This window comes from Rhodococcus sp. FG69 (assembly GCF_057808915.1).
In genome coordinates, this window is the sequence record NZ_JBMDIX010000002.1 from 35,205 (window position 1) to 47,397 (window position 12,193).

Consider the following 12,193-nt stretch of genomic DNA (forward strand, 5'->3'; position numbering starts at 1 on the left):
TGTCGCTGATGAAGGTGCCGATCTGATACGGACGTACTGATTAAAGTTTAACGCTCCGCAAGACCAGCGCATTCCAATTATTCCAGCACCGCGGCGAGCGTCTGCTTCCAGCACTCGCTCCCCGGCTGCAGGAACGCGAAGTGGTCCTCGCCGTCCACGATGGACAATCGTGCGTCGTCCCCGGCTTCGACTGCCGCCTCGACGTAGCGCTCGCTGTGCGAGGCCGCGACCTGCGCATCGGCCGCACCGTGGATGCAGTGCACCGGAATGCCAGTCGGCAACCGATGCAGCGGTGACGCGGAGCGATAGAGTTCCGGCGCTTGTTCGTAGCTCACACCGAGCAGTGCCTGCACTGCCGGGTTGACCGATTTGTTCGACGGCCCGACGGTCAGATCGAGCACTCCTGCCTGGGACACCACCCTCGACGGCCGAATGTCGGGCTCTTCCCGTCCTGCCAGCCAGACCGCGAGCTGGCCGCCTGCCGAGTGCCCGACGATCCGGACGTCGCCGCGATCGAGACGAAACGGCGAATTCTCCTGCACGACACCGCCGACGGCGTCCACAGCGTCGGATACGTCGCAGCTCACCTCCGGCCACGTTCCACCGGCACCGACTCGGCGGTATTCGATGTTCCATGCGGCGAACCCGGCTCGGGCGAACTCGATCGCGTACTGAGTTCCGAGATTGAGCGCGTATCGACCACTCCAGAATCCACCATGGATGACAACGACAACCGGAACGGGCACCGACGCAGCAGTTTCCGGGAGATACAGATGTCCGAACTGTTCGGAGTGCTCGCCGTAGGCAATTCGGATTCGATTCACTCGGGCGATCCGGAATCGAGCGGTGCCTGCGCCCACCGGTCGGTGATCGCACCGATCGCTCCAAGCGCGACAGCTGCTGCCGTCGATGTACGTAAGACTGTGGGCCCCAACATCACCGCTGTCGCACCTGCATCGGTCAGCCTGACGATTTCTTTGTCGTCGATCCCACCTTCGGGACCGACGACGAGCAACGCCTCCGACACATCACGGAACGGCAGCGAGGAGAACTCGGCAGTAGCGGCTTCGTGCAGCACCGCGACGATGCCGCCCCGAGCTACGACCGAGCGGACCAGTTCGACTACCCCTGCGGTGTCGTGCAGGTCGAGCACATCCGGAACGAAGGGGCGTCGAGACTGCTTCGACGCGGCCACCGCGACGGCTCGCCAACGGGTGACACCCTTGACGGCTTTCGCGCCCTCCCACCGGGCTACACACCGCGCGGACTGCCACGGAACGATCGAGTCGATGCCGGCTTCGGTAGCCAGTTCGACCGACAGTTCCGAGCGATCCGCCTTGGGCAGCGCCTGAACCAGACCGACGGTCGGGGCAGGTCGGGAAGCCTCGGATCGAGACGTCACCGCCATTTCCAGACGATCACGCTCGACCGATGTCACGACCGTATCCGCGAGTCCACCGGCGCCGTCGGACAACAGAATGCGCTCACCGACGCGTATTCGGCGCACCGTGGCAGCGTGGTGGCCCTCCTTGCCGTCGAGAACGGCTGTGCCGCCGACGTCGGGCAACGGGGTCAAGTAGAAGACGGTTGCCGCCATCGTCAGCGACCGCTGAACGCTTCCCGCAGCCTGGAGAACAACCCGCCGCTGTGCTGCGACCCGGTCGTCACCACTTCGGCTGCGTCACGATCGCGGAGCCGTTTGAGATCTTCGAGGAGCTGGCTCTGCTTGCTGTCGAGCCGTGACGGGACGACCACCTCGAGGTGTGCGTGCAGATCGCCGCGGACTCCGGAGCGCAGCTTCGGCATTCCGTGTCCTCGCAGCACAGCGACTGCCCCTGGCTGGGTTCCCTGGTCGATGGTGATGTCCGTTGGGCCGTCGATGATGGCGTCCACCGACACCGAGGTTCCCAGTGCCGCGTCGACCATCGGTACGCGGATGGTGCAATGCAGGTCGTCGCCGTCACGAACGAAGACCTCGTGCTGCTGCTCGACGATTTCGACGTACAAGTCTCCTGCAGGTCCTCCTCCGGGGCCGACTTCGCCCTGCGATGCAAGCCGGATACGCATCCCGTTGCTCACACCTACCGGAACCTTGACCGAGATGTCACGACGTGATCGCACACGGCCGTCGCCCGCGCACTTGCGGCACGGATCGGGGATGGTTTCGCCGGCACCGCGGCACGTCGGGCACGGCCGAGACGTCATGACCTGGCCGAGGAACGAACGCTGCACCGACTGGACCTCGCCGGCGCCGCCGCAGGTCTCACAACGAACGGGCTTAGAGTCACCGTTGGTACCCGAACCCGTGCACAGGTCGCACAAGATCGCGGTGTCGACGGTGATGTGCTTGGTGACGCCCGATGCGCACTCGTCGAGTGTCAGTTTCGTGCGCAGCAACGAGTCAGCTCCGGGCTGGACGCGACCACGAGGTCCGCGACCTCCGCCGCCGCCACTGCCGCCGAAGAAGGCCTCGAACACGTCACCGAGACCGCCACCGAAACCGGCTCCGCCGAACCCTCCGCCTCCGCCCCCACCCTGCTGGAGTGGGTCTCCGCCGAGGTCGACGATGCGACGCTTCTCCGGATCGGACAGCACCTCGTACGCGGTCGAGATTTCCTTGAACCGAGCCTGAGCGGCCTCGTCCGGGTTCACATCGGGGTGAAGTTCGCGAGCGAGCTTCCGATAGGCGCGCTTGATCTCCTGGTCGGTGGCCTTCTGACCGACTCCGAGCGTTCCGTAATAATCCCGTGCCACGTAAGTCTCTTTCGTCATGTAGTTCTCTTGGATCAGTTACTCGCCGCCCGCACCCCCATTGTGCGCGGCAGCGTGGAAGTCCTCAGCGTTCGGCGAGGACCTCGCCGATGTATCTCGCAACGGCCGCGACCGATGCAATTGTTCCTGGATAGTCCATCCGAGTGGGGCCCAGCACACCCATTCCTCCCAGCACCATGCCAGCCGAACCGTAGCCGGTGGAAATCACCGAGGTACCGCGCATCTCCTCGACCTGGGTTTCCTCGCCGATCCGCACCGTAACCGTCCGCGTGTCCTGCGTCACAGCAAGTAGTTTCAGCACCACGACCTGCTCTTCCAGAGCTTCGAGTACCGCGCGAAGCGAGCCCGGGAAACCTGCATCGCCGGCGAAGTCGGCCGCATTGCGGGTGAGATTCGCCGTCCCCCCGAGAACCAATCTCTCTTCGGGATGTTCGACGAGTGATTCGATCAACACGGTGGCCGACCTGATCATCGCGTCGCGCAGCGAGGCCGGTGCGTTCTCTGCCAGCTCGGCGACCGCAGCCGACGCCGCCGCCAAGCGCTTTCCTTCCAACGCGCCGCCGAGTAGGCGACGCAGCTGAGCTAGCTCGTCGTCGTCGATGACATCGCCGAGCTCGACGATCCGTTGGTCGACTCTTCCCGAATCGGTGATGAGAACCATCAGCAACCTGGCAGGGGTGAGCGCAACAATCTCCAGGTGCCGCACCGAAGACACCGACAGAGTCGGATATTGGACGACGGCAACCTGGCGAGTCAACTGCGCCAGCAGGCGCACCCCACGCCGGAGCACATCGTCGAGGTCGACCCCGTTCTCGAGGAATTCGAGAATCGCGCGACGCTCCGCAGGCGACAGCGGCTTCACATCGGCGATGCGATCGACGAACTGTCGGTAGCCCTTGTCCGTCGGAACACGTCCCGAGCTGGTGTGCGGCTGGGCGATGTATCCCTCGGCTTCGAGGACTGCCATGTCGTTTCGCACGGTGGCGCTGGATACACCGAGATTGTGGCGCTCAACCAGGGCACGTGAGCCGACAGGTTCCTGAGTGGAGACGTAGTCGGCGACGATGGCACGCAGTACTTCGAATCGTCTGTCGTCGGTGCTCGACACTTTCCACCCTCCGATCAGGTCTTGTTCGCGTAGCTCGTCGCTCGAGTCTAGTAGCCGCAGACACCTCGGCGCTCCAAGGCCTTACTGTGGTGCGGTGGCCTACTCGACTTCGACGACGTTCATCGCATGATCTTCAAAGGCGTGCGCGACGGCAAGCCGTACCCCGAGCACGGGCTTTCCCTGCGCGACTGGTCCAAGATCCCGCCTCGCCAACTTCGACTGGACGAGATCGTGACGACGACGAAAGTCCTCGAATTGGATCGACTGTTGTCCGAGGATTCGACGTTCTACGGCGATCTGTTCCCGCATGCCGTGCACTACCGCGGTGTGGTGTACCTCGAGGACGGGTTACACCGAGCCGTCCGGGCGGCGCTGCGGAACCGAACCGTGCTGCATGCCCGGGTGTTCGATTACGACCTGCTCGGGGCCTGAACAGTCCCGGGGAACGGACCTCACGCGGCAATGGTCCGGACCACGGCGTCGGCGAGCAGCCGTCCACGGTCGGTGAGCACGTAGCTGCCACCCTCGACCGCCATCAGACCGTCCGCGACGACCTGTTCAGCGGCCAGACGCTCAGCGGGCGCGAGGACATCTGCGGGCAACCCGGTCCTGAGCCGGATCTTGAGCATGAGCTCTTCGAGGTGGCGGTCCTCGGCGGTGAGCAGTTCGCTCCCCGCCACTGGCAAGACACCGGACGCCAATTGTTCCGAGTAGCGAGCCGGGTGCTTGACGTTCCAGAAGCGGGTGCCGCCGATGTGACTGTGGGCACCGGGACCAGCGCCCCACCAGTCGCCGCCGTCCCAGTATCCGACGTTGTGCTTGCATTCGGCGTCAGCGCCGGTGGCCCAGTTGGATACCTCGTACCAGTGCAGACCGGCGCCGGACAACACCGAATCGATGCGCTCGTACCGGCTGGCGAGCACGTCGTCGTCGGGCATGGGTAGTTCTCCTCGACGCACCTTGCGCGCCATGGCGGTCCCGTCCTCGACGATGAGCGCATACGCGGACACGTGATCGACACCGGCATCGAGCACGGACTCCAGCGAGGAATCCAGGTCGGCGTCGCGCTCGCCGGGTGTGCCGTAGATGAGGTCGAGGTTGACGTGGTCGAATCCGGCGCGGCGCGCTTCCTTCGCTGCTTCGACTGCGCGTCCAGGAGTGTGCGTGCGATCGAGCACTGCCAGCACGTGTGGAGCCGCCGACTGCATACCGAGGGACACTCTGGTGAACCCCCCGGCGCGAAGTCGTTCGAAGAATTCGGGCGACGTCGACTCGGGGTTGGATTCGGTAGTGACCTCGCCGCCGCTGGTCAGACCGAAACTCCCCCGCACCGCGGCCAGCACGTCGGACAGGCCGTCGCCGCCGAGCAACGACGGTGTCCCACCACCGACGAACACGGTGTCGGCCGTCGGGACCATCCCGGTTCGTTCGGTCATGAGCGACGCCGCCGCGTCGAGTTCACGACGAAGACCTTCCAGCCACGACTCGGGCGAGGCGGAGGTTCCCAGTTCGCCGGCGGTGTAGGTGTTGAAATCGCAGTATCCGCACCGGGTCGCACAGAACGGAACGTGGACGTAGATGCCGAACGGGCGCCGACCCACCCCGTCGAACGCCTCGTCGGGCAGTTCGAGTGCGACAGCGGGTGCAGCGAGAAGATTCACCGACCCAGTCTCCCAGAAACGCCGACACCCCCGTTCCACGCACACGTCGAAAGAACTTTTGTCGGCGCTGCCAGCCTATTTACCGAAAATTCGGGGTAAATAGGTCGCCCGTGGACGGACCAGGGGCGATGTCGTGGCACAATGGGCGCGTGACTGACTTCGGGATACGGCTCGTGGCGCGACGCCATGTCGATCTCAAGCGTGTCTGCAGTTCGTCGTGTCGATGCCGAATGAGCGTTGCAGGCCGGATGAGCGTATAGCCGAGCTGTACGCCGGCCCGCTCCACCGCGATTTCTCTTCAGCACCACGTCAGAACCAATCGGTCCGTCCGGAACATGCGTGAACGGACAGTCGTACGACTGTCTCGAGCCGCCCGGAAAGAGCACAGATCCAGGAGCACATCGATGTCGTCGACCACCGACGCTGCCACGCCCGAGGCGTCGTCCACGCCTGCACGCGTTGCCCCACGGGAGCGCACTCCGCGCCCCACCAAGCGGCGCGCCGAGGGGCAGTGGGCTCTCGGATACCGCGAACCGCTCAACCCGAACGAACAGTCCAAGAAGGACGACAACCCGCTCAACGTTCGCGCCCGCATCGAGAACATCTACTCGAAGCAGGGTTTCGACAGCATCGACAAGAGCGACCTACGTGGTCGGTTCCGGTGGTGGGGGCTCTACACCCAGCGCGAGCAGGGATACGACGGCACCTTCACCGGTGACGAGAACATCGACCTGCTCGAGGCCAAGTACTTCATGATGCGCATCCGGTGCGATGCGGGTGCGCTCAACCTCGAGCAGGTCCGAACGCTAGCCGGAATCTCCCAGGAGTTCGCCCGGGACACAGCGGACCTGTCGGACCGGGAAAACGTCCAGTACCACTGGATCGAGGTCGAGAACGTACCGGAGATCTGGCGTCGCATCGAGGCAGTCGGACTGAAGACGACCGAAGCGTGCGGGGACTGCCCGCGCGTCGTGCTCGGCTCTCCCCTCGCCGGTGAAGCCGTCGACGAAGTCCTCGACCCGACTTCCGCCATCGACGAGATCGTCGAGCGCTACATCGGCAAGCCCGAGTACTCCAACCTCCCCCGCAAGTTCAAGACTGCGATCTCGGGCCTGCAGGACGTAGTGCACGAAATCAACGACTGTGCCTTCATCGGCGTCGACCACCCCGAGCACGGCCCCGGACTCGACCTGTGGGTCGGCGGCGGGCTCTCGACCAACCCGATGCTCGCACAGCGAGTCGGTGTCTGGGTACCGCTCGAGGACGTGCCGGACGTATGGGAAGGCGTCGTCTCGATCTTCCGCGACTACGGCTACCGCCGCCTTCGCACCAAGGCCCGCCTCAAGTTCCTGATCAAGGACTGGGGTATCGAGAAGTTCCGGCAGGTACTCGAGGACGAATACCTGCACCGCAAACTGATCGACGGACCTGCCCCGGAGAAGCCGACGCGTCCGCGCGACCACGTCGGAATCCAGAAGCTCAAGAACGGCCTCAACGCCGTCGGAGTCGCCCCCATCGCCGGCCGCATCTCCGGCACCATCATGGCCCAGATCGCCGACGCGGCCGAGAAGGCCGGCTCTGACCGCATTCGCTTCACCCCATACCAGAAGCTCATCGTGCTCGACGTTCCCGACGACAAGCTCGAAGAGCTCATCTCCGATCTCGACGCTCTCGGACTGCCTGCTCGACCCTCGCATTGGCGCAAGAACCTGATGGCGTGCAGCGGAATCGAGTTCTGCAAGTTGTCGTTCGCCGAAACCCGAAAGCGCTCACAGGTTCTCGTACCCGACCTGGAGGAGCGGCTGGCTGACATCAACACCCAGCTCGATGTTCCGGTCACCATCAACATCAACGGTTGCCCCAACTCGTGCGCGCGTTCGCAGATCGCCGACATCGGATTCAAAGGCCAACTCGTCGACGACGGCGACGGGAATCAAGTGGAGGGTTTCCAGGTTCACCTGGGAGGCAGCCTCGGCCTGGACAGTGCGTTCGGCCGAAAGCTGCGCCAGCACAAGGTGAACAGCACCGAGTTGGGTGACTACATCGAGCGAGTGGTGCGCAATTTCGTCAAGAACAAGGACGAGGACGAGCGGTTCGCGCAGTGGGCCGTACGAGCAGACGAGGCGGATTTGCGATGAGCACACCGATATCTTCGACACGCATGGACTTGTCGGTCGACGAGCTGAAGGCGATCGCCGAGAGCGGCGCCCGTGAACTCGACGGTGCCGACGCGACCGCGTTGATGGAGTGGACCGAGCGACAGTTCGGCAAGAACTACATCGTCGCGTCCAATATGCAGGACGGGGTCCTGGTTCACCTTGCAACGCAGGTGCACCCGGGGGTCGACGTCCTGTTCCTCGACACCGGCTACCACTTCGCCGAGACCATCGGCACACGTGATGCAGTCGAGGCCGTGTACGGCGTCAACGTCATCAACGCCCGCGCCGAACTGAGCGTCGCGCAGCAGGATTCCATCGAGGGCAAGGACCTGTTCGCGCGTGAACCCAATCGCTGCTGCGCCATGCGCAAGGTTGCGCCGCTGAAAAAGGAACTGGCCAACTACAGCGCGTGGGTCACCGGCATCCGACGCGTCGAAGCCCCCACTCGCGCGAACGCGCCACTCATCTCCTTCGACGACGCGTTCGGGCTCGTGAAGATCAATCCGATCGCAGCGTGGTCGGACGAGGACATGCAGCGGTACATCGACGAGCACTCCATCCTCGTCAATCCGCTCGTCGACGAGGGATATCCATCGATCGGGTGCGCACCGTGCACCGTCAAACCCGCCCCCGGCGCCGACCCGCGTAGCGGTCGGTGGGCCGGCAAGGCCAAGACCGAATGTGGGTTGCACGCGTCATGACATCGATTTCGACAACACTGGGCACGACCGCCGAACTCACGCAGCGCCCGCTGCTCGACAGCGAACGCTTCGATACGCTCGACGCACTCGAGTCGGAGGCCATTCACATCTTCCGTGAGGTCGCCGGCGAGTTCGAGCGACCGGTCATCTTGTTCTCCGGCGGCAAAGACTCCACGGTTCTGTTGCATTTGGCGATCAAAGCGTTCTGGCCGGCGCCGCTGCCGTTCACACTCCTGCACGTCGATACCGGACACAATCTGCAGGAAGTGCTGGACTTCCGCGACTACGTCGTCGCGAAGTACAACCTGCGTCTGCACGTCGCGAAAGTCGAGGACTACCTCGCGGACGGACGCCTGACCGAACGTCCCGACGGCATCCGCAACCCGCTTCAGACCGTGCCACTGCTCGACGCCATCGCCGAGAACCGCTTCGACGCGGTCTTCGGCGGTGCGCGTCGCGACGAGGAACGCGCCCGAGCCAAGGAGCGAATTTTCTCGCTGCGCAACGCATTCGGCCAGTGGGACCCCAAGAAGCAACGACCGGAACTCTGGAACCTGTACAACGGCAAGCATTCGCCGGGTGAACAGGTCCGGGTGTTTCCGCTCAGCAACTTCACCGAACTCGACATCTGGCGCTACATCGCCCGGGAAAACGTCGAACTGGCGAGCATCTACTACGCCCACCAGCGTCCCGTCTACCAGCGCGACGGCATGTGGATGACACCCGGCATATGGGGTGGACCGTCCGAAGCCGAAGAGCTGCAGACACTCTCGGTGCGGTACCGCACGGTCGGCGACGGCTCCACCACCGGAGCCGTCCTGTCCGACGCAGCCGACAACGAGGCGATCCTCGCCGAGGTCGCCGCATCCAGGCTCACCGAACGTGGAGCCACGCGCGGCGACGACCGCGTCTCCGAGGCTGCCATGGAAGACCGCAAACGCGAAGGATACTTCTGATGAGCAACGCCACGGCCGGTCTATCTGGTCATTCCGCAGGCACCCAGCTGCTGCGCCTCGCCACCGCCGGCAGCGTCGACGACGGCAAGTCCACCCTCGTCGGCCGCCTGCTGTACGACACGAAATCCGTACTCGCCGACCAGATCGACGCCGTCACACGTGCATCCGTCGACCGCGGCCTGAGCACACCCGACCTGTCGCTGCTCGTCGACGGGCTGCGGGCCGAACGCGAGCAGGGCATCACCATCGACGTGGCGTACCGCTACTTCGCCACGCCTGCTCGCTCGTTCGTCCTGGCCGACACCCCCGGGCATGTGCAGTACACCCGCAACACGGTCTCCGGCGCCTCGACGGCTCAGCTCGTCATCCTCCTGGTGGACGCCCGCAAAGGTGTCATCACGCAGACACGAAGGCACGCGGCGGTTCTCGCGCTGCTCGGTGTGCCCAAGCTGGTGCTGGCGGTCAACAAGATCGACCTCGTCGAGGACCCGGCTCAGGTGTTCGCAGACATTTCTGCCGAATTCAACTCGCTCACCTCGTCCCTCGGCTGGGCCACCGAAGACGTCATCGAAATTCCGGTGTCGGCGCTGCACGGTGACAACGTCGCTGTTCGTTCGACGAACACGCCGTACTACGACGGCCCGACGCTGATCGAGCACCTCGAGTCGGTACCCGTGGACGCCGAACCGCATCGTGTCGGACTTCGATTCCCGGTCCAGTACGTGATCCGGCCCCGCACTGCAGAATTCCCCGACTACCGCGGCTACGCGGGACAGGTCGCAGCTGGAACCGTCTCCCCCGGGGACGAGGTTCTCGTGCTGCCGTCGGGGACGCGGACGACCGTCGAGCGCATCGACACCGCGGACGGGGAACTGGCAACGGCCAACGCCGGCCGCAGCGTCACCTTGATCCTCGCCGACGACGTCGACGTCTCCCGCGGTGACACCATCGTCTCGCCCCATGATGCGCCGGAACCCATCGGCGAATTCGACGCGACGGTGTGCTGGCTCGCCGAAAAGCCGCTACGGCCGGGGGCTCGCTTGTTGCTCAAGCACGGCACACGAACCACTCAGGCCATCGTCGGCTCGCTCGTGGAAAAGTTCGACGAGCAGAACCTCACCGCGGAACCTTCCCCGGAGTCGTTGGAGCTCAACGACATCGGCCGCATCTCCGTTCGCGTCGCCGAGCCGATCGTTGCCGACGACTACGCCGTCAACCGCCACACCGGCAGTTTCCTCCTGATCGATCCGGCCGGCGGAAACACACTGGCCGCCGGACTGGTCGGCGATGCACTGTCGGCGGTGGAACTCGGTACACCGCAACCTGCATGAAGGCGACGTCCGTGCGATCCGGCACCCTGATCGCCGTCGCCCACGGTAGCCGCGACCCTCGGTCGAAGCTCACCGTGCACGCGATCATCGAGCGAATTCGATTGCGGCGCCCGGATCTGGACGTGCGGGTTGCATTTCTCGACCTCACGGCTCCGAGCGTCGAATCCGTTGTCGACGACGTCGCCGCCGAGGGGATCCGGTACGCAACCGTCGTTCCATTGTTGCTGGGCAGCGCGTTTCACGCCCGAGTGGATCTCCCGGGTGTGCTCGACGCCGCGCGCGTCAGGCATCCCCAGTTGATTCTCCGGCAAGCCGAGGTACTGGGCGACGATCGACGCATGGTGGCTGCAATGCGCTCGAGAATTGTCGACGCGGGAATCGACGCAACCGATTCCACCGTGGGTATCGCGGTTGCCGCCGTCGGCTCCTCACACGGGCCGGCGAACCAGCGCTCGCGTGCACTCGCTCAGCGCGTTCTGCACGGTACGTCGTGGCGAGCGGCGGTCACATGCTTTGCGACCGCGCAGGACCCACGACCGGATCGGGCACTTGCCTGTCTGGAAGAGGCCGGTGCACGCACGATCGTGATCGCCCCGTGGTTCCTCGCCCCCGGCCTACTGACCGATCGTGTGTTCGCCGAGTTCAGTACCCTCTGTCGCGACGCCATCGCGGCAGACGTGCTGCGCGATCATCCGTTCGTCGCGGACGTCGTGTCGAGCCGATACGACGCCGCCAACGACCTCACCGTGCGGGGACGGGCCACGTCCGAGCGATCGGCGTGATTCAGCCGAGGATCGTCGAGTCTTCTTCGGTGCGACGGTAGGTGTACAACGTCGTGACCGCGCAGACCACAGTCGCGGCGATCAAGACCTGTGGCCCGGTGATCGCCAAGCTCATGACTCCGCCGATCACCGCGCCGGCGGCAAAACCCGCATAGAGCAAGAAGTATCCGAGCCAGTCCCTCACCGAACCGCCACTGATGTGCCGCTCCATGCCCTGACCCATCTTGACGAGAGTTCCGGTCACATAGCTCAGCGGAATGGACACCTCACCGTTCTTCACGAACGACGTGTTGAGCGCGCCCATCGCGAACGAGATGAACAGGATAGGAACGAACTGCACTTGCGGCGCGCTCCACCCGCTCATGATCACGTCGACGACCGACGCGATCGCCAGTGTGATCGTGGTCAGCACTGTCGCGCCGTGAGGGTGATCATTCCAGAGGTGACGGCGACACAAAGACGCGATCACCACCCCGGCAACGAAAGTCAGAATGAGAAGTATGGCCGCTGCTGCCATCGCGTTCTCACCGCGAAAGAACCCGACTGCAGCACGCTCGGTATTGCCGGTCATGAAGGTGACAAAGTAGCCTGCCGTATTGGTGAACGCGGCGGCGCCGACGAGACCTGCGAGTCCGGCCAGGATCCAGGACAATCGGGCTTCGGAATCGAACACGGATGGCATAGTGTCCGACGATAGAGAACCGGCAGGCATTCGTCTCCGTG

General features: G+C 64.4%; 12 protein-coding genes. 6 read left to right on the forward strand and 6 right to left on the reverse strand.

The annotated features are described in order from the left end of the window. Nucleotides 1-77 precede the first annotated feature (77 nt). The 4 genes from ACODSO_RS02605 to hrcA all read right to left on the reverse strand — a co-directional run bounded on the left by ACODSO_RS02605 (nucleotide 78) and on the right by hrcA (nucleotide 3,880). Nucleotides 78-824 (reverse strand): alpha/beta hydrolase family protein, encoded by a 747-nt coding sequence (locus tag ACODSO_RS02605; protein WP_489034827.1) that lies wholly within the window; start codon nucleotides 822-824, stop codon nucleotides 78-80. Further along, entirely contained in the window at nucleotides 821-1,597 is a 777-nt protein-coding gene (locus tag ACODSO_RS02610; RefSeq protein WP_489034829.1) for a 16S rRNA (uracil(1498)-N(3))-methyltransferase, read from the reverse strand. Before ACODSO_RS02610 ends, ACODSO_RS02605 begins: the two co-directional genes overlap by 4 nt. 2 nt (nucleotides 1,598-1,599) lie before the next feature. Beyond that, nucleotides 1,600-2,754: a molecular chaperone DnaJ gene (gene dnaJ / locus ACODSO_RS02615; RefSeq protein ID WP_068378760.1), complete on the reverse strand. Its 1,155-nt coding sequence runs from the start codon at nucleotides 2,752-2,754 to the stop codon at nucleotides 1,600-1,602. An 82-nt stretch (nucleotides 2,755-2,836) separates the two neighbouring features. Continuing rightward, nucleotides 2,837-3,880 carry a heat-inducible transcriptional repressor HrcA gene (gene hrcA, locus ACODSO_RS02620; protein WP_068378756.1) on the reverse strand — a complete coding sequence of 348 codons (1,044 nt, stop codon included), beginning with the start codon at nucleotides 3,878-3,880 and terminating at the stop codon, nucleotides 2,837-2,839. Between the two features lie 126 nt (nucleotides 3,881-4,006). On the opposite strand from hrcA, the gene ACODSO_RS02625 reads away from it, so the two are divergent. Next, complete coding sequence (locus ACODSO_RS02625) at nucleotides 4,007-4,312, forward strand: type II toxin-antitoxin system VapB family antitoxin (protein WP_068378754.1); 306 nt, start codon at nucleotides 4,007-4,009, stop codon at nucleotides 4,310-4,312. 20 nt (nucleotides 4,313-4,332) lie between these two features. On the opposite strand, the gene hemW is transcribed toward ACODSO_RS02625, so the two are convergent. Next, nucleotides 4,333-5,541, reverse strand: a complete 1,209-nt coding sequence (gene hemW, locus ACODSO_RS02630) for a radical SAM family heme chaperone HemW (protein ID WP_489034831.1) — start codon at nucleotides 5,539-5,541, stop codon at nucleotides 4,333-4,335. A 404-nt stretch (nucleotides 5,542-5,945) separates the two neighbouring features. Between hemW and ACODSO_RS02635 the strand changes: the two genes are divergently transcribed. From ACODSO_RS02635 to ACODSO_RS02655, 5 genes are read left to right on the forward strand one after another with little or no spacing between them, the layout of a single operon-like run. Continuing rightward, nucleotides 5,946-7,679, forward strand: a complete 1,734-nt coding sequence (locus ACODSO_RS02635) for a nitrite/sulfite reductase (RefSeq protein ID WP_489034832.1) — start codon at nucleotides 5,946-5,948, stop codon at nucleotides 7,677-7,679. 23 nt (nucleotides 7,680-7,702) lie between these two features. Continuing rightward, nucleotides 7,703-8,401 (forward strand): phosphoadenylyl-sulfate reductase, encoded by a 699-nt coding sequence (locus ACODSO_RS02640; protein WP_156520548.1) that lies wholly within the window; start codon nucleotides 7,703-7,705, stop codon nucleotides 8,399-8,401. Beyond that, nucleotides 8,398-9,357, forward strand: a complete 960-nt coding sequence (cysD, locus tag ACODSO_RS02645; protein WP_489034834.1) for a sulfate adenylyltransferase subunit CysD — start codon at nucleotides 8,398-8,400, stop codon at nucleotides 9,355-9,357. Before ACODSO_RS02640 ends, cysD begins: the two co-directional genes overlap by 4 nt. Next, nucleotides 9,357-10,688: a sulfate adenylyltransferase subunit 1 gene (locus ACODSO_RS02650; protein WP_489034835.1), complete on the forward strand. Its 1,332-nt coding sequence runs from the start codon at nucleotides 9,357-9,359 to the stop codon at nucleotides 10,686-10,688. The genes cysD and ACODSO_RS02650 overlap by 1 nt, the downstream gene beginning before the upstream one ends. Then, a complete protein-coding gene (locus ACODSO_RS02655; protein ID WP_489034836.1) occupies nucleotides 10,685-11,470 on the forward strand; it encodes a sirohydrochlorin chelatase in 786 nt (261 codons plus the stop codon). The genes ACODSO_RS02650 and ACODSO_RS02655 overlap by 4 nt, the downstream gene beginning before the upstream one ends. A 1-nt stretch (nucleotide 11,471) precedes the next feature. On the opposite strand, the gene ACODSO_RS02660 is transcribed toward ACODSO_RS02655, so the two are convergent. Beyond that, nucleotides 11,472-12,152 (reverse strand): YoaK family protein, encoded by a 681-nt coding sequence (locus tag ACODSO_RS02660; RefSeq protein WP_068378727.1) that lies wholly within the window; start codon nucleotides 12,150-12,152, stop codon nucleotides 11,472-11,474. Nucleotides 12,153-12,193: the final 41 nt, after the last annotated feature.